This is a genomic window from Filomicrobium sp. (assembly GCF_025698805.1).
Lineage (GTDB): Bacteria > Pseudomonadota > Alphaproteobacteria > Rhizobiales > Hyphomicrobiaceae > Filomicrobium > Filomicrobium insigne.
Genome location: NZ_JAILWT010000004.1, coordinates 253,737 through 271,232, shown reverse-complemented (window position 1 = coordinate 271,232; position 17,496 = coordinate 253,737). Strand labels below are relative to the sequence as shown.

Below are 17,496 nucleotides of genomic sequence, written 5' to 3'. Positions count from 1 at the left end.
GTGGCGGATTGGTCCAGCTATTCGCTCTCCGATTTCCTGCTGTTCTCACCGCAGGTCTACGAGCGGCTATTCGTTTTGCTCAATCGAGATATGTGGCCTTGGCAGCTTGCCGCGCTGGTGGGTAGCGTTGCCGTTTTGGTACTGACGCTTCGCGGAACACAATCGGGTTCACGCGCAGCTTTTGCAATTCTCGGAGCAGCGTGGATCTCAGTGGCGTCCGTATTCTTCCTCGGACGCTACGAAACAATCAATTGGCTGGGCGCGTACTTCGCCCCTGTGGCCGGACTAGAGGGAGCAATGTTGATCCTGCTCTCGTTTGCCGGCCGCGTTGGTCTGGTCGATCCGCGCAAGAACAGATTGGCCTTTAGCATTGGCTTGGCCGTCCTCGTGTGCGGCCTTTTCTTGTATCCGTTATTCGAAGCAGCCTTCGGTTTGAGCTTCGAAGGTGCGCAGGTCTTCGGGCTCACGCCGGATCCAACAGCGGTCGCAACACTTGGAGGCGTAGCGCTGCTGAGCGGTAGATTACGGTTTCTGGCAGCCGTCATTCCTGCCGCTTGGTGTATCTTTACAGCGCTGACGTTATGGACCCTCGAGCGGGCAGATTTCTTTCTCGCGCCGGGACTTTTGATCATAGCGCTCATGGCAATCTTTCTGCCGAGAAGCACTGACCAATCTCAGTAGTCCCACTCGAACCCAATGCCGACCTTGCTGTTCCCGTCGGCGCCGACCTCGCCGCGTGCTTTAAGCGACTTCGTTAAATCATGGTCGATAACGACGCGGCTTGAATCCATCGATGTGCCCCCGCGCACGCCGATATAGGTCTTCTCGTCGACATAGCTGCCAGCCGATACCGTTGCTCCGCCATTTTGATCGGTCCCAACGTCGAGTACATCAATACCAACCGAACTCTTGAGTTGATCGAGGACGCTGGGGCCACTCGATAACCCACCGATTTTGTCGATTTCGCTTGCGAGTTGTGCGAGCTGCAGCGGCGAAAGGCCCGCCAGTTCTTTGTTGAAAAGGAAGCGCGCCACGACTTCGTCTTCGGGAAGCTCCGGAATGGACGAAAATTTGAAAGTCGGTTTGGACGCCGCGCCCGTCACAGAAACGATGACCGTCACATCTCCGGCTGGTCCGGACGCCTCCATATCGAGCTGCGGCTCGACAGAGCCGTTGAAGTCGAGGTTGCCACGTTTGAAGTCAAGCTGCCGGCCGAGAATGGCCAAGCGCCCCCGCTCCATGGCGAACGCACCGACAGCCATGGGGCGGGCCGCGGTTCCCTGCAATCGCAAATCGCCGCCAAGCTGCGCATCCAGCCCGCGGCCGCGAACGAATATCCTGTTTGCGGCCTCGATCCGGATGTCGAGCGCCACGTGCATGGGTTCGCCTTCGCTACCCTCTCCCGAGCGCGCCTTTTCACGCTTTTGAATATGGGTGGGCGCGTTGACATGCTTCAGCTCAAGTTCGGAAACGGAACGTGGTAATTGGTTCGGCACGGTGACATCGAGACGCTTGATGTAGATCGTTCCGCCCGCCGTGAGGGCCGAGGGCGTGCCGCGAATATCCAGAGCCCCGTCCACCTCTCCAGCCATGAGCTGGCGATCGTCAAACTTGAAGCCCGACAAGCCGAGGGCAAGTTGAATGTCGACAGGAGCGCTACCGTCGATCACAACATTACCGTTGGCGTTTAGGGTGCCGCCCTTGGCGCTCGTGGCTTCGAGCTTTTCTATGGAGATCTTGCTTTGGGTGAAGCGGACGATCCCCTTGGTATCCGTTAGTTTCAGGCCCGTTCCGGGATCATCCACCGTAACGTTGGCGAGACTAAGCGAGCCTGCAATTGCTGGCGCTGCGATGGTGCCACCAACCCCAGCCGCAAGGGTTGCGCGGCCACCAACGCGTGTCGCCCGCGCTCCTAAAATACCGTTCGCTAAAGCTAGTGGAAGGTCGCCCGTGATCTGAGCCTTAACCTCTCCCCGGTCATTGGTTATGGCGGATCCATCAACGTTGACCTGAAGGCGATCGGGTCCACGAACCGTAACGACACCACTCGCCTTCTGGCCGGCAAACCGGCCCGTCAGGTCGATGTTAACGGGAGGCAGGTGCTGCGTTCGGCTGCGGCCTGCCGAGGCATTGCGCCAAGTAAGCTTCGTTTCTGCGACGGGTGAAGCCGATGAGCCGCGTACAGCAACCCTCCCGTCAATGACGCCCTCAAGTCGGAGGTCCTCAGTGAAGGCATCGGAAATATTCGCGGGAACGGCCTTGAGAACAACGTCTAAAGCGAGAGCGTCTGGCCCCGTGCCTCCCGCGATCTCAATGAGGCCGTCTCCTGCCGAGATCGCGATCTTCTGAAGTTTGGTTGCGCCATCAGCTATAGAGATTTGCGTAGGAGTCTTGAGGCGGAGTGAGCGCGCGCCCTTCCTTAACTCAGCCTCGCTAATCGCGACATCAAAAGCCGTGTCGCGCTGGGTAAGTCCGCTGACAAGACGGAAGGTTCCGCCATTGATGGTGCCCGCTCCGGTCACACGAACTGAAGCGTTCTCTGTGTTGTGCGCATCAACGCGCACGTCACTCACGTTCAGTCCATCGGTCGTAAGATCCTGCAGCCGGAGTTCAGCATTGACCTGCAGTGCTGCCAGATAGTTCTGCGCACTACCAACGGCTTTGAAGCCGCGCAGCTGCATGCCCTCGTAACGGACACGATCAGCTTCCGCCCGCAAGACAACGGCGGGGGTGCCGGAGTTTTCAGAAAGCTCCAGGTGCGCGGCAAGCCCACCTTCAACGGGCTTGCCCATAATCACCGACAGGTCGGAAAGTGACGGTGCGGTAACCGACAGCTTGCCGATGGGTACGCCACTTGCTGTCGTGAGGATGTTGCCTTGCGCCTGTATCGCCCCAAACGAGATCCTCAAATCGTCGACAGCCGTAGCACCGTCCGCCGAAAAGGCGAGCCTGCTATGCCCGGATAAAGCGCGCTTCGCAATCTGCGCACCAATGGTGAATGTACCGGCATGTGCCGCAAATGAACCCTGCCCCGCGAACTTAGCGGTCGGGCTGGTCACTGGCTGTCCGTGCAGTGTGACCCCTTGCCCATCAAGTGAGATATTCGTGGTGAAGCCGTTTCGCGGCCCCTTCAACTGTGCGATGAGCCGCGCTTGTCCTTTGAGTGCGTTGTCGAGCGAAGACAAATCTGCGACCTGGGCCTCGAAATTCACGTCGACCTTGGTGTCGTCGATTGCGCCGCTTGCTCGGCCGTTCAAACCCGCAGCGTTGAGTGACACATCGTTGATGGTAAGTTTGCCCGACGTCGCACCGTCGATTTTTCCTGAAAGGCGCGTCGTTCCTTTTAGTGCCTTGGCGAAACTTGGATTGACGGCCGCAAGGTCCTGGCCCGTTGCATCGAGCGCAACGGAAAAGGAACCGGTGCTCGGCGTAAATGATATCTCGGATTGTACGGTGATCTGCCCACCAAGTGGTTGCCCGGCAAGTGCGGACGTTTTGGAGAGATCTTGGGCCTCCAATTCAGCGGAGGCCGACAGGATGCCTCGTTTAAACGTGCCGCGTCCCCGAACAACACCAGCGGATGTGACGATACGTAAACCGTAAATCTTTCCTTCAGTTGAGGATAAGCTGCCCGTCAATTGCGCTTCTGGAGTTGGGCCGATTACATCTGAAAGACCCGGCGTGAGCGGCTGAAGGCCCTGCGGAACTATGCGTACGTCGATACGCCCTAGCGCGAGTTCGGACTCGCCAGCCGGGTGTTGCTGGATGCCTTGGCCTGTAACGTCCAGGCGTTCAAGGCTCCCCCAATCGCCAGCCAGATCTTTGGCAATGAGCGAGGTCTCGACGCGGCGCTCTGACTTCGTCTCGGGCAGCAAGAGATGAACTTCGAGTTCACGAAAAGAGAGCGGAGCGTCCGGGCCGAGCGCGATCTGAACGTTTTGACCGTCAGCTCGCGTCACACGCGCATCAAGACGCCCAAACGCATAACCTTCGTCCGGTTCAAATCCACCAGCAGCCGTCACGCGCAACGCGTCGCTCGCGAGCAGAACACTTTCAGCATCAAATCGCTTAATCCCGGCCCAGGCTCCCTTGATCGTGCCTGTAGTTTTTCCGGCAAGTAAGCTGGAAAGCGCTGGCGGGACGAAAGCTTGCAGATATCCCTCAAAGCGCGCATCGAGATGATGGCGTTCGCCGTCTCGATCGATCTGAACCGTACCCGCCGCAAACGGCTGGTCCGTCGCCGCCATTGACCACTGCGCACGCCATGCGTCCAACAAACCAGTGCCATTGAAAACAAAGCTGAGCGGTGGTGCGCCAGGGATGTCGAGCAGCGTCGCCACGAGCCCTCGCCCCGGTTCGGAAGCCTGCGCGACCAGTTCAAGAGAGCGCTTGTCGGGACGGTAGGATAAGTGCGCCTCTAATTTGCCGCCGGGTACATCGAGCCGTCTGATCTTGATCTGAGCAGAGAGCCCACGCTCAAGATCAACGAGGTCTGCGCGGCCGGACACATGAAGGCGAGCCGGAACACCTGTAGCCTCGCGGAGCACGATCTCCTTGATTTCTAATCGCTGTGCGGTAAGCGCGACGAGCGAAGACTCCGATGAGGTCGAATTGGTTGAGTGTTGAGACGCGGGTAACGGAGTGCGTTGAATATCGACCATCCCAACCGTGAGATTGAGGATTTCCAAGCGTCCGTGGATCAGAGCCAAGGGGCGCCAGGAGAATTCGACATTGCGAACGTCGAGCCAAGTTCCATCCCGGTCCTGAACGCCGATACGGTCGATGCGGCCTTCCGACAGCAGCGATCCCTCAAGCGTGCCGAAAGTAACGCCGCCGTCCGCCGAAGCGATGGCGTATTCGGCAATGCGTAGCGCAAAACGCTGCCCCGTGGTGGTCATCAGCGTCAGAAATGTCACCAGAGCGACAACAATGAATCCGGCGAGGATCCGGCCGGCCCATATGGCGGCACGGCGCATCAGAACGCCTGCCCGAGACCGACATACAGGCCAAAGCCCGGACGGTCATCGCGTTCGGTCAGGGGCACGGCAGCATCGAGCCTGATCGGCCCGATAGCCGAGAAATAGCGCAGTCCAATCCCCGCGCCGACATAAAGGGGATCCGAAAAGTCGAACGTGCTTTCGGAAGAAACCGCTGCAACGTCGATGAACGGCACGAGCCCAATTGTTTCCGTCACGCGGAGCCGCAACTCAGCCGAAGCCTCGGCAAGCGCGAGGCCGCCAGTAACTTCGCCGCGGTATTCTGGTCCGAGACTGCGATATTCGTAACCGCGAGCCGAGCCGCCGCCACCTGCAAAAAATCGCGACGTTGCCGGGACATCGATCAGGGAGGCGCCAGCAACGCTGCCGACGACAACCCGACCTGCAAGAATAGCGCGGCGTTCTTCGGTAAGCGCAAGATAGCTGGCGAGTTGGGCACGGCTCTCGACAAACGCATTTCCCCCGGCCACGTCGACCGTAGGTGCACCGCGTAAGAAGATGTGCACGCCGCTTGCCGGGTCGAGTTTGTTGTCGCGTGTATCGTAATCAATCTCTGTTGGCAGGGAGATAAGGGTGAAGTCCCGGTCGCCGAACGCATCCTCAACGTAGGCCTGACGTCCTTCCAAAGCGATCGTTCCAGACAAGTGGTCGTCAAACCGGCGAGACAGCCCTCCCTTAATGCGTCCGGAATAACTGTCGTACGTATCGGGGGCTTCCCGCTCAAAGCGAAATTCGAGAAAGAGATCCGTGTCGATATCGAGAATGCCCGGCTTCGAGAACACAGCGCCGGCGTTGTACTGGAGCTGATCGATAGAATCGGCACCGAGCCGTGAGACTGACCCATCCACGCGCAGTCGCTCACCCTCGCCGAATAGGTTTCTGTGTCCCCAGAAGGCTCCAACTTCCGCGCCATCGAGCGTGGAAACGAAAGCGGTCGCGCCAAAAAAACGAGGTTTGCGCTCGGTGACATCGAGCGTGATCGGAATGCCCCCGCTTGCGTCGACGTTTTCACCCTCAACAATGCGGACGCTCTCGACGGCTTCAAGCTTGCGCAAACGCTCCCGCGTTGTCTTGAGATCCTTCGGGTCGAAGCGTTGCCCGGACCTCAGCGCGCTTTGGTCTGCGATGGTGTCGCTACTCATGTCCTTCGTACCGACAACACTAATCCAGCCGTAGACAGCCGGTGCGCCGGGATCGACGGCAACATGGAGGTCGACCATGGAGCGTGCGTGATCGGCGCGGATGTCCTTCTGCGCAACGCGGGCGAAAGGATATCCGGCCCGGCGCCACTCCTCCACAAACCGGTCGATTGCGGTGATGATGATATCCGACCGTGCCGGCGCGCCACGCACAAGTTTGTAGAACTCGGGTTCTGTCGGAGGTTGAGCGCGGGTCGGGGCGGTTTGCGTGAAAGCTACCTGCCCAAAGTGGAAAACCGGTCCCGGCGCGATGCTTATCTGGACGGCGACAGGAGCTGACGGTATTGCTTCGATTGCGTCCGCGTTGAAGGTGCCGAGAGGAATGCCAGCGATGTGAACATCAATTTTCGCGCCGTAATGCGCTTCAGCGTAGAGCGCTGCGGTTAGCTGTTCGATATCAGCCTGGGCACGTGCGGCAAGAGCGCCGGTATCAGCCGCGCCCTGTTTGGCGTTCGTTACGAGCAGGGAAATCTGCGAGAGTTTGTCTTTGAGGCTGCGGTCTTCTCCATCGATTTCGATGGCCACCGTATAAGCCAGCGCCCCCTCCGGTACAGCATTCTGTTCACCGATAAGTGACACACCAAAAAGGTCCACGGCATGTGCATAAACCGTAGACAACATCAGCAGCAGCGCTACCGCCCCCAAAACGCGGGTCAATCTGAAAAAGGAAGAGAACAATAGTGATCCGATTTGCGTTTGTTTTCAGGTCTTTACGCAAATACACCTGCACAACGACTCTGTGCACAGCCACTATACAAGGGGAACTGATTCTATCAATGTTTTGAGCTTGTTGACTGTGCACAGGCCCTGCTGCGCGGTACCGATCCACAGACCACAAGTTTTAGGTTGAGCATAAGCGGCGCAAGGTTGTCCTGCGAGGGGCGGTCGAAGAGCCATCAACCTTGCCGAATTCTAGCGAGAGGGAGAATGCGGAGCGGCCAGAGCACTGCCAGATTTCGCAGCGATCAACGCGACGCTCTTGATTTGCGCGAATACCTGCGCGCCTTCGACCATTTCGAGGGCTTCTTTGGATTTGCGGGTAATGCGGCCGACGATACGCGCGCCGTTGCCATCCTCCCCGAGTCCGGCAATGACGTTGACTTGTGCGGCGTTGCCACCACCATGGCTTGTGATCGAGAGAATGCGGGCGGGCAAGCAATTCAAAATTGTCGTCTCGCGCGGGATAACTCGAGTGAAACTTACATCTGACGCGCTGATACGCAGGCGCCGAAGACCGCCGGCCGCGCCCTGATGGCCGGGCACCACCAATTCTCCGCCCGCAACGGCTAAGGTCGTGAGGGTGTAGGTTTCATCAAACCGCATAACCTGCCCCTCGATGGTAACCGATGCCTCCGGAGCTTGTAGGAGAGGCAACTCGGGATCGGACTGAAGCGTGTAAAGCGGCCCAGCCGCAACAACGCGGCCGTCTTGCAAGAGGACGAGTGTATCGGCTAGGCGCTCCACCTCCGTGATATCGTGACTGACATACACGATCGGGATGAGCAGGCTTTCGTGCAAAGCTTCGAGGTAAGGAAGGATTTCTTCCTTCGTCATGCGGTCCAGCGCCGCCAACGGCTCATCCATGAGCAGAAGTTGGGGTTGGGAGAGAAGCGCGCGGCCGATGGCAACGCGCTGACGTTCACCGCCAGAAAGAGCCAATGGCGCCCGCTCAAGCAGATGCGAGATGCCAAGCAGAGCGACAATGTCGTCGAACTTCAATGCGTTTGCGTTGGCTTTTTTTGAGGCGCGCCGCGCTCCGAAAAGAAGGTTGGAGCGGACGGACAAATGTGGAAATAAGCTTGCTTCCTGGAATACATACCCGATCGGTCGGTCATAGGGTTTGCGGAAGGTATTCGTCGCGTCATCTTGCCAGACTTCGTCGCCGACCGTGAGTTTTCCCGTCAGCCGATTAAGCCCGGCCATACACCTCAGAACGCTTGTCTTTCCGCACCCCGAGGGTCCGAATAACGCGGTGATGCCCTTCGTGGGGGCTTGGAAGGAGACATCGAGAGAGAATGCTCCGAGCGTGCCCGCGAAGGCGACGTCTATGCGAGCTTCACCAGCGTTCACAATCCCGGCCGCCCCATCCTTTTTTCCAGCACCATCATGGTCAGGATCACGCTGAAGGAAAAGACCAGCATGCCCCCCGCAAGGATGTGGGCCTCCGTCCATTGCAAGGTCTCGACATAATCATAGATCGCGACCGACAGGACTTTGGTTTCTCCTGGAATATTGCCACCGATCATAAGTATCACGCCGAACTCCCCCACCGTGTGGGCAAATCCCAAAACGGCGCCCGTCATAAAGCCGGGGCGAGCAAGCGGAACGGCCACCGACCAGAACGTATCCCATGGTGTCGCTCTCAAGGTCGCTGCAACCTCGAGCGGCCGCTCTCCGAATGCTTCGAACGCGTTGCGGATCGGCTGAACAACGAAAGGCATGGAGTAGATCACCGATCCGATTACCAACCCCTCGAAGGTAAAGGCTAGAGACCGCCCCCCTGCCAACCCGGCCAGCCAACCGCCGGGGCCGTTGGGCCCCAGCGTAACGAGAAGATAGAAACCCAGCACAGTCGGCGGAAGAACGAGCGGCATAGCGACAACAGTCGCCACCGCCTCCTTCCACCGCGCCTTCGAACGAGCAAGCCACCACGCGATGGGTGTTCCGATGATGAGCAGCATCACCGTCGTGATAGCCGCGAGTTCTAGCGTGAGCCGGATGGGAGACCACAGTTCCCCAAGATCGAGCATGCGTTAGAGCGCCTTTACTTACCCGCGCCGTACCCGAATTTCTCCTTAACTTCGAGCGCCTTGGGGCCTTTCAGGAATTTCACGAAAGCAACAGCTGCTTCGTTCTTTTCACCACCTCTTAGCAGGACGGCGTCCTGCGCGATCGTGGCGTACAGATCTTCTGGAACAATCCAGCGGGATCCTTCCGTCTTGGCGGCCACCTGTGAGAGCGCAACAAAGCCGAGTTCGGCGTTATCGCTGTCTACGAACTGATACGTCTGGGCGATATTATTGCCCTGTACGATCTTATCGGAAAGATCATCGTAGACACCAAGAGCTTTCATCGCTTCGACTGCGGCAGCGCCGTAAGGTGCGGTTTTGGGATTGGCGATGGCAATTTTGTTGAACTTCCCGTCCTTGAGTGTCGCTTCGCCCTTCACAAAATCCGGGTTTTTGCTGAATAGGACGATTTTCCCGGTCGCATAGGTGAAGCGGCTGTCCGGAACGGCAAAGCCCTCCTTCACCGCCTTTTCAGGACGCGCTTGGTCGGCGGCAATGAAGACTTCAAAGGGAGCCTGCTGAGTGATCTGCGTGTAGAGCTGACCGGTGGAGCCGAAGCTGAAGACCGCTTTGTGCCCGGTCTCCTTCTCGAATAGATACCCAATCTCCTTGGCGGCTTCGGTGAAATTGGCCGCCACTGCGACCTTCACGTCCGCAGCCTTCGCAACCGTTGAAAGCATGACGGCAAACAGGACTGCGGGGAACCACGTGGCCGCAGACCATATGCGCGTACGAAGTGGTGATTGGGGCATCGAGAGTCTCCCTCCGTTATTTTCAATCAGACATACCGCTCATATCCGTCTGGGCCCCGTTGGTGCAAGCTTTATTTTCAACGGGAAATATCGATTGATAGTGTGGCCGTCTATCGGCAGGACAAATTCATCGGCAATCGTCATATCATCGACGTGCCCAAGAAAGCTGTCGCATCACAGGATGCTCCAGCGGCACAAAGGAGGAGGATGCCTAACAAGGAGTGTGAACGAGAAGCGGCGTTGTCTCAGCTGGCGTAGGTCGCTCTCTCAAGCGTTACCGTCGATACGGCATCGACACGACCATCTGTCCCCGCCAGACCAAACTCGTTGCCACGAAGGCGTCGGCGCAATCGGTCCCTGCCGAGAACCCGGAGTAGCCTGCCTGACGATCTCGCGCAGAAGTCACAGTCAGCGTGGACCGATTTTTGGAAACGGTAAGAAAAAGAGTGGGGACCGCTCAAGTCTAACGAAAAGCGTCAGACCACTTCCAGCCCATCTGTGACGCTCCGGATGACTCGAAGACGGGCTGGAAGAGTAAGTTAGGTTTCAGACGTAGCTCGGCGGGCTGATCACAAGCTTGTCTTGAACCGCAACAACGCCGGGCGTGACTTCCGCGGCAATGCGCGCAGCCCTCTTCTCATCTTCATTTTTGACGATACCCCAAAGGTCGACCTGGCCTTTGTGTACGACGACATTGAGCATGAAGGGGCACCACGGTTCAGATTTGAGGCCGGAGAGCACGCGCTCGCGAATATTGGCGTCATCGGGATTGCCCGTAGCGAGCAGGTCTTTGGCTCCCGCCGCAAGAGCGCGGACAAGATTAGACCGGCTGACGATGCCGACGAGCTTGTCGTTTTCGACGACCGGAACTCGTTTGATCCGGTGGCTTTCAAGAAGGTTTGCAATCACATCAAGTGATGCGTCAGGGCCGACGGTAACGACGTTCTTCGTCATAATGTCACGAGCGCGCTGTCCGTGCTCCTTGATATATTCCCGCGCCAAAGCCTCTGGGCTCGAAAACATCTCCAGCCACCAGGAATGGCGGCTTTGCGTGCCGATTTCGGCGCGACGGACGAGATCGCCCTCGCTCACGATACCCACCAACTTGCCTGAGCCGTCGACGACAGGCACGGCGCTGATGTGGTTTTGCAGGAGCAAATTGGCGACATCCGCGATGCGGCTCTCGTCATTCGCAGTAACCACCTGCGTGGTCATGATATCGGCAGCTTTCATGGCGTCCTCCTGTCGCTATATGCCCTATAGTACCTACCAAAAGACGTGGGTCTGGCCTTGATCCGCATCAAGATGGAGGCGTGATTATCGGGGGACGGAAACGCGGTGGTGAAGGGGATGCTTCAGGAGAAAAACAAGCAATTACAAAAAGAAAGAAGAATGCCTGACTCGCAGATGCCGCAGGAGACTAATCATGCGGCAGCGCGAATCCAACATGCCGCATCAAGTTTTGATGCGTGTCAAATCTCGTCCGCCAACAATACTTTAAGTTGTGAAGGCTACCAAAGCCGCCCACCCTCGGCGGCGAGCCCTCACCCCCCGGGGCCTGTAGCAAAAGTGGACGCTGGCTTTCCCCCCGGGCCAGCGTCCCGCTCGTTTCTCAAGCTAAGACAATTTCAGCTCAGTCCTGACTGATAAAAGTCAAGTACATAAGTGTGAGGTAGACCGCTGGAATAACAAGAAGTACGCCGAGCTCTACAAAAAGTGGTGCAGAACACTCGCCCGCGTACATTCGTCCGCCGACAAAGGCAACAGCGGCGAGAGTTATAACCAGCCCAATATACCAGGGAGTAAGCCGGTTTCTTTTCGGGGGGCGCTCCATCGCGAGGTCTCCTTTACTCAAACATCATGTGCGATTTCGGATTTTGCCATAAATGGTCGGTTGGTGGTGAATACGGAGGCTATGGGCCTTAAAGGCGCGATTTCCGAAAAGGCACAGCGCGCTTAGGCAACATCCAAGACAAGTTTCAAAGAAGAGTATGAATTTGGGAAAGTGATGTTGAAAAAAATAAGTTAGCCCTGCTGAATTGTGGGCAGGCTCCGAAGACCTCTTCAGGTCTGCGCGCCTGCCCGACAATGAAGCCATTAGCCGACTGTGAGCGTGCCGGCGGCTGGGTCTACGGCGACAGGTTCGCCGTTTTTGATAGCGGTCGTGATGTCAACATCGAACCGGTCGATTAGAGCCAGGTCGGCGAAAGCCGCGCCCTGAACCATGATCGTATTCGCGAAGTTCAGGATGAGGGCCGCCGGTGCGCGGCCACAGGCCTTCATATCTCTCAACATCCACGCCGTCGCAACGCCACCCTTGGCGGCGTTCAGGATCAGGATCTTGCCTACATAACTTTGCCCATGCAGAGCATGTGTTGGGCGCGAGAAAATTCCGGCAACGAGATCCAGATCGTAACGTGCCGAAAAGTTGTCGCTTGCTACGAGCGCTTCGCCCGTAACGGGCGCGCCGGTGCCGACGTGACCTTTGTAAACCCGAGTGCTCATGCGCCGATCCTCCCCGCAACAGCAGCATCCACGCAGGCGGCCATATCCGCCAGGTGAGTTTGATATCCGTATCCGCCAAGAATGTTGACGAGCTTTGCTGAGTTCGAAAGCAAATTGCGCCAGCCGTTGGCTTCGCCGATCTCACGCGCATGCATCTGATAGAAGCACACGCCCTGCAGAACGATGCCGCCGGCGCCTTCAATCATGGAGGTGAGGCCCATGCGGTCCGCCGCAGACTTCATCTCGGGCGATGTCGTGGCAATGAGCGTAACTTTGTCATTAACCTTGCGGCCCTGAAGTAGCCGCGCGAGAGACTCAAGCTCGAACAATGATAGCTGCGGTGCTGCAAACACCACGACATCGAGCTTGTCGTCTTTGGGGCCGAAGTCTTTGTAGAATTGCGCGAGGTCACTATCGCCAATGCGGCGCGGTTCAGGCGCCGGACCATCGAAGACTGCGCCGAGATCGGGAGCTTCCGGCGTCACCCCAATCATGTGGAAGAGCGGTGTCGAACCAAAGCTTGCGAGCGCTGCGCCGAAGTGTTTGATCTCGTCAGAGGTAGGTGCAGAGGTAACGCCCTCAATGACAGGGACTTCCCAATAGGACTTCATCTGCCGGCCGATAATACCACCTAAGGCACCCCAGTCGCTAAGGCCATTAGGCTGAACGTCGATGACGAACCGTGTCGAGCCGCGGCGGCAGGAGTCCAAATGGAAACCGTAGCGCGGGACACGGCCTGTGAGCGCCGCGGCGAGTGCCGAAGGGCCGCCTTCAAAGTTCGTGCGCGCGCCCAAGACGGAATTCGCATAGATCGAAGAGCCTGTATCGCCGAATGCGAGGTGCTCTCCCTGAACAGGCGGATTAATCGTCTGATAGTTGATGCAGGTGTCTGTCATCATAAAGCCGAGCGCACGAAACGCGGCGTCAGCCCGCCGTTCGAGTTCGATGAACTTTTCCGGCTGTTTGATCCGCTTATATCCGGTGAAGTCGGCACCGCGGGGATCCGTTACGGCCGGAACGCGCACCATGGATTGCGAAGGCTCATGTGTGCCGATCCATTCGACGAAGCGTACGCCCTCTTCGCCGGTGGCTTCCGTGTCCGCCATGAGATGGACTTGGGAAATCTCTACCAGGTCTTCCGCGTCGAACACGGTCCCGACCTTCATGAGCATTTCCATAGCCCACTTGCGCGGTGGTCCGTGGAGCCCTGCGGCCATTTCCTGCTCATGCTCCGTGAGGCGCATTGTCATTTCTGGTCACCTTCTTCGTTATTGCCAGGATTGAGCTGTTCATTTCATGGAGTGGGGGAGCCAAAGGACGATCTCGGGGAAGAAGTAGACGATGTACAGCATGCAGATCTGAATGAGGATGAAAGGGATCACCCCGCGTGCAAGCGTCCAGAGACCTATTCCCGAGATGCCATGGATGGTGAAAAGATTGACGCCGACAGGAGGCGATATCTGCGCGATCTCCATGGCGATGACGGCAAAGATACCGAATACGAGCGGATCCATGCCGGCTGCTGCAGCGACAGGTGCGAAAATCGGAATGGAGATGAGCAGCATTGCCGCGCTCTCCAAAAACGTACCGAGTACCAGATAGGCTAGGATCATCAGCGTGATCGCCCAAACGCCAGTGGCGTTATCGGTAATCGCGTGAGCGATCGACTGTGGCACCTGCTCGAACGTCAGGAAGTGCGCGAAGTACTGACCAAAAACGATGAGCATGAACAACATGCCTGTCGTTGCTGTGGCGGTACGCAACGCAGCGACGAACTTGCCAAACGTTAGTCGTTGCTGAGCGAGACCAAGGATCAACAAGTAGATTACCGAGAGCGCGCCGACCTCTGTCGGCGTGAAGATGCCAGTATAAATTGCGACGATAATAATGATGGGCAGTGCCAAGACACCGCTGCAACGCAACGTCAATGAAAGACATTCGCTCCATGAAACGTCCTGCGTTCCTTTGATCTGGGGGCGGGAGAAGTAGACCACGAGCGTAAATGCCGTGAGCATGATGATCCCGGGAACCACGCCCGCAATGAACAACTGACCGATAGAAGTTTCGGTTAGTACGCCGTAGAGGATGAGCGGGATCGACGGCGGAATCACAATGCCGAGCGTTCCCCCGCCAGCCACAAAACCGCCCGCACGGGTTTTCCCGTAGCCTTCTTCGAGCAGAAGCGGGATAGCGACCAAGCCAACCGTCGCGGCTGTTGCGATACTGGAACCGGAAATCGCAGCAAAGATACCGCAAGCGACGATCGTTGCGACGCCGAGCGAGTTCGAGATCGAGCCGGCCCATGCTTTGGTCACGGCAAACAAGTCTCGCCCGGCATCCGTTTGCTGCATGATCGTGCCCGTGAGGATGAACAGGGGCAACGCAACCAGTTCGAAAATTGAAGCGCCCTGCCACACGGTCTGGATGAACGTCCGCGCCACAAGCTGGAAGTCATCGATGAGTAGTGCTGCAGCAAAGGCCGCGAGGCCCATCGAAACAAAGATGGGCACAGCCAGGAGCATCATGAGGAAGAGAAGGGCGATCGAGATGTAACCCGCCCAGTCGATAAGATCCATGGGGGGCTACTCCATAATCACTTCTTTGCCTTCCGGCATCTTGCCTTCACAGATGTGAATCAGCGTCTGCAGGAACAGGCCGACGCCGCCAATTGGAATGGCAAGTTGCGGAATCCAAAGTGGAACTTCGAGCAAAGTGGCCGACAGGATGTCGTTCGACCAACTATACCAGACGAAATATGAGCCGGTTCCGATCAGTAGGATCGAGAACAGAAGAGTGAGGATCAATGCGAGCCAATCGAGTGCGGGCTTCAAGGAGGGGAAAGCCTGAGCGAGTATCATGACTCGGAAGTGCGCACCCGAACTCATGGCCAGCGTATTCGCCAGAAAGCCGCCTGCGATGAAGAGATAGAGCGTTGTTTCGAACACCCAGATTGTGGGTTTTCCGAAAGCGCGCATCGTTGCGTCGTAAGCAATTGGAAAAGCCAAAAGCCCGAGCAAAATTATCGAGACAATTGACATAAAGCGGCACATCGGTTGAAGCACCTGGATCAGTCCGCGCATGCTAGACCTGCTTGATTCCTGGATTGGTAGACGCGGACGGGCACTGGGCCATACACCTCGTATGGGCGCCGGTGCCCGTCACAGTCATCGGTGGAATCGGACGATTATTTCGTCTCGATAAGCTCGACGAGTTCTTTGGGATACGTGCGGCGCGCTTCGTCGTTCACGCCCTGAAGGGCGTTGCGCCACTCGTCATAACCTGGTGTCCCCGCCTCGAGCACCGTCACGGTGTTGCCGTGCTTGCGCACCTGGTCAACAAAGTCACCATACTTATCGATGATGTAACCCTGCATGGCGTCCCGAGCTTCCGCGGCAGACTCCATAACGATCTTCTGCAAATCCTCCGGCATGCTTTCGAACTTGTCTTTGTTCATGACATACGCGTGGATCAGCGTTCCCAGAGCACCCATGGGAGCGAGCATGTACTTTGTTACTTCGAAGTGCTTAAGGCCGACAGCGCCCTGGAGACCGCCAATAGCACCGTCAACCGTGCCGCGCTGCAGAGCCGAATAGACTTCGCCCACGCTCATGGTCGTCGGGGCGGCCTTGAGTGCCTGCATCATTTGGCCAGCGCCCTTCGAGTACACGCGGATCTTTTTGCCCGCGAGGTCGGAGGGATGCTCGATCGGGAAGCTCGTCGATAAAACCGGAGGACCGATATCAAAGGCGCAGAGCAATATCGCGCCTTGTTCGCGGAGTTTCTTGTCGAAGTAGTCAAAGATCGGTTGGCCCGGCTTCAAAGCCCCCAGCGTGTCCTTCATGGACCGAGTCCATAGAGGGGTCGTCAGGATCGTCACATCGGAAATGCGGCCCGACCAATTATCCAGCGTCGTCAAGGAGATGTCGACGGTTCCTTGAGGCACGGCCGTTGGCACGAACTGCTGCTTGACCATCTCGCCGCCTTCGAACGTGCGGAACTTAATCCGTCCATCCGAACGCTCTCCGACGAGTTTGGTAAATTCAGGAACGAAGTGGCTAACTTGTGGATGTTTGGGGCTGCCCCAAGTGGACAGCGAAAGGCGATATGAGTCCGCAGCTGCGGGCCCAGCTGCCAATGTCAGGCCGATTGCAGCGGCAGCTAAAGGAAATATACGCATTTTTTGTCTCCTCCTCCTTTATAGTTTTATGAAGACGTCTCTTTGCGAGAGCCGCGACCGGCCCACGTCGGAATCGCCTTATTGAGTTTCTTGCTGATGAGAGATCTCCGGCCTGTTCGTTCCGCTGAGGCCGTTCACGCTCACTAGCCGCTCCAAATGAGAAACTGTATAGTTTGCCCCATGATAGATGACCACAGGCCAAAGATGTCAACAGTGAAGTGCCAGCCGGACGACACGGAATCTGCGACTTTTAAGCAACCGAGCGGCCGCAAGAAGCGTGGTCGGAGTCGTCTTGAAAAGTTTTTGCAGAGTGAACTCAACAGGGCCGCTACTGCTAAACTTCCCAAGCATAAGTTGCTGTCAGAAGTGCTGGCTTCAGCCATAGCTAAAGGCATTTTGGCGGAGGGCGAGCGCCTGCCTGCTGAGGCGGATCTCACCACGATGACGCCTTACAGCTTGGGTACTGTCCAGAAGGCTTTAGCCACGCTCGTGGATCAAGGCCTCGTGCGTCGGCGAAAGGCTCTGGGCACTGAGGTGCAGTCCTGGCGCGGCCGTCTGGAGGACCCACTCCATTTTCGCTTTGGCGATTTCGACGGACAATGGCAACCCGTCTATCCGCATTTGTTAAGCCGAAAGCCGGTTGAACCCGGCCCGGCCATTTACGAGTTGCTTGGTGAATGTACGAGCCCGATTTGCCTTGAGCGTAAGATCAACATCGCTGACCAGTTCAACGTCCACAGTCTGTTCTATGTCGACGCCGATCGCTTTCCGATATTTCTAGATCGCACGGATGCGGAGCTTGAGGGCGTAAACCTCAAAAAGCTCATGCAGAGCGAAACGCCGTTTCGGCGGATCACACAACGCCTTCGCTTAGTCCAGCCTGAGCGTCGCGTCGCAAAGCATATCAAAACAAAGCCAGGGGAGACTGCGTTGTTGCTCCGTGCGACGGTGTACGGCGATGCAGATCAGATCATTTACGTCCATGACGTAACCATCCCGCAGTCTGCCAGCGACCTGTGGATCGAGGGCAAGCCGAGCACTCTTCCGCACTCGGGAGAATTTTTTAAATTTTAGAAT

13 protein-coding genes are annotated in these 17,496 nt (G+C 57.3%); 2 read left to right on the top strand and 11 right to left on the bottom strand.

All coding sequences use genetic code 11. The annotated features are described in order from the left end of the window. Entirely contained in the window at positions 1-681 is a 681-nt protein-coding gene (locus K5845_RS12255) for a DUF6064 family protein (RefSeq protein WP_287959072.1), read from the top strand. Here the strand turns inward: K5845_RS12255 and K5845_RS12250 are convergent. From K5845_RS12250 to K5845_RS12200, 11 genes are all read right to left on the bottom strand, one after another. Next, a complete protein-coding gene (locus tag K5845_RS12250; RefSeq protein ID WP_287959071.1) occupies positions 675-4,976 on the bottom strand; it encodes a translocation/assembly module TamB domain-containing protein in 4,302 nt (1,433 codons plus the stop codon). The two genes, K5845_RS12255 and K5845_RS12250, sit on opposite strands and share 7 nt — an antisense overlap. Then, positions 4,976-6,817: an autotransporter assembly complex protein TamA gene (locus K5845_RS12245; protein ID WP_287959070.1), complete on the bottom strand. Its 1,842-nt coding sequence runs from the start codon at positions 6,815-6,817 to the stop codon at positions 4,976-4,978. The genes K5845_RS12250 and K5845_RS12245 overlap by 1 nt, the downstream gene beginning before the upstream one ends. A gap of 291 nt (positions 6,818-7,108) precedes the next feature. After that, positions 7,109-8,266, bottom strand: coding sequence for a molybdenum ABC transporter ATP-binding protein (gene modC, locus K5845_RS12240; RefSeq protein WP_287959069.1), 1,158 nt, complete (start codon positions 8,264-8,266; stop codon positions 7,109-7,111). Then, positions 8,263-8,946, bottom strand: coding sequence for a molybdate ABC transporter permease subunit (gene modB / locus K5845_RS12235; protein WP_046478127.1), 684 nt, complete (start codon positions 8,944-8,946; stop codon positions 8,263-8,265). Before modB ends, modC begins: the two co-directional genes overlap by 4 nt. 14 nt (positions 8,947-8,960) lie before the next feature. Beyond that, entirely contained in the window at positions 8,961-9,737 is a 777-nt protein-coding gene (gene modA / locus K5845_RS12230; RefSeq protein ID WP_425284133.1) for a molybdate ABC transporter substrate-binding protein, read from the bottom strand. 546 nt (positions 9,738-10,283) lie between these two features. Beyond that, on the bottom strand, positions 10,284-10,970 hold the full coding sequence (locus tag K5845_RS12225) for a CBS domain-containing protein (RefSeq protein WP_046478128.1): 687 nt from the start codon (positions 10,968-10,970) through the stop codon (positions 10,284-10,286). A gap of 864 nt (positions 10,971-11,834) precedes the next feature. Beyond that, complete coding sequence (locus K5845_RS12220) at positions 11,835-12,242, bottom strand: aconitase X swivel domain-containing protein (protein ID WP_046478130.1); 408 nt, start codon at positions 12,240-12,242, stop codon at positions 11,835-11,837. Beyond that, on the bottom strand, positions 12,239-13,492 hold the full coding sequence (locus tag K5845_RS12215) for an aconitase X (protein WP_244464887.1): 1,254 nt from the start codon (positions 13,490-13,492) through the stop codon (positions 12,239-12,241). The genes K5845_RS12220 and K5845_RS12215 overlap by 4 nt, the downstream gene beginning before the upstream one ends. 39 nt (positions 13,493-13,531) lie before the next feature. Further along, positions 13,532-14,818 (bottom strand): TRAP transporter large permease, encoded by a 1,287-nt coding sequence (locus K5845_RS12210; protein WP_046478131.1) that lies wholly within the window; start codon positions 14,816-14,818, stop codon positions 13,532-13,534. 6 nt (positions 14,819-14,824) lie between these two features. Next, entirely contained in the window at positions 14,825-15,322 is a 498-nt protein-coding gene (locus K5845_RS12205) for a TRAP transporter small permease (protein ID WP_052743823.1), read from the bottom strand. 104 nt (positions 15,323-15,426) lie between these two features. After that, positions 15,427-16,419 (bottom strand): TRAP transporter substrate-binding protein, encoded by a 993-nt coding sequence (locus K5845_RS12200; RefSeq protein ID WP_046478132.1) that lies wholly within the window; start codon positions 16,417-16,419, stop codon positions 15,427-15,429. A 204-nt stretch (positions 16,420-16,623) separates the two neighbouring features. On the opposite strand from K5845_RS12200, the gene K5845_RS12195 reads away from it, so the two are divergent. After that, positions 16,624-17,493 (top strand): GntR family transcriptional regulator, encoded by an 870-nt coding sequence (locus K5845_RS12195; protein WP_160298698.1) that lies wholly within the window; start codon positions 16,624-16,626, stop codon positions 17,491-17,493. Positions 17,494-17,496: the final 3 nt, after the last annotated feature.

Bases quoted from the DNA above. Each gene is read 5' to 3' on its own strand.
- K5845_RS12195 (WP_160298698.1), top strand. From the start codon at position 16,624: ATGTCAACAGTGAAGTGCCAGCCGGACGACACGGAATCTGCGACTTTT.
- K5845_RS12205 (WP_052743823.1), bottom strand. From the start codon at position 15,322: ATGCGCGGACTGATCCAGGTGCTTCAACCGATGTGCCGCTTTATGTCA.
- K5845_RS12210 (WP_046478131.1), bottom strand. From the start codon at position 14,818: ATGGATCTTATCGACTGGGCGGGTTACATCTCGATCGCCCTTCTCTTC.
- modB (WP_046478127.1), bottom strand. From the start codon at position 8,946: ATGCTCGATCTTGGGGAACTGTGGTCTCCCATCCGGCTCACGCTAGAA.
- modA (WP_425284133.1), bottom strand. From the start codon at position 9,737: ATGCCCCAATCACCACTTCGTACGCGCATATGGTCTGCGGCCACGTGG.
- K5845_RS12245 (WP_287959070.1), bottom strand. From the start codon at position 6,817: ATGTTGTCTACGGTTTATGCACATGCCGTGGACCTTTTTGGTGTGTCA.
- K5845_RS12220 (WP_046478130.1), bottom strand. From the start codon at position 12,242: ATGAGCACTCGGGTTTACAAAGGTCACGTCGGCACCGGCGCGCCCGTT.
- K5845_RS12250 (WP_287959071.1), bottom strand. From the start codon at position 4,976: ATGCGCCGTGCCGCCATATGGGCCGGCCGGATCCTCGCCGGATTCATT.
- K5845_RS12215 (WP_244464887.1), bottom strand. From the start codon at position 13,492: ATGACAATGCGCCTCACGGAGCATGAGCAGGAAATGGCCGCAGGGCTC.
- K5845_RS12200 (WP_046478132.1), bottom strand. From the start codon at position 16,419: ATGCGTATATTTCCTTTAGCTGCCGCTGCAATCGGCCTGACATTGGCA.
- K5845_RS12225 (WP_046478128.1), bottom strand. From the start codon at position 10,970: ATGAAAGCTGCCGATATCATGACCACGCAGGTGGTTACTGCGAATGAC.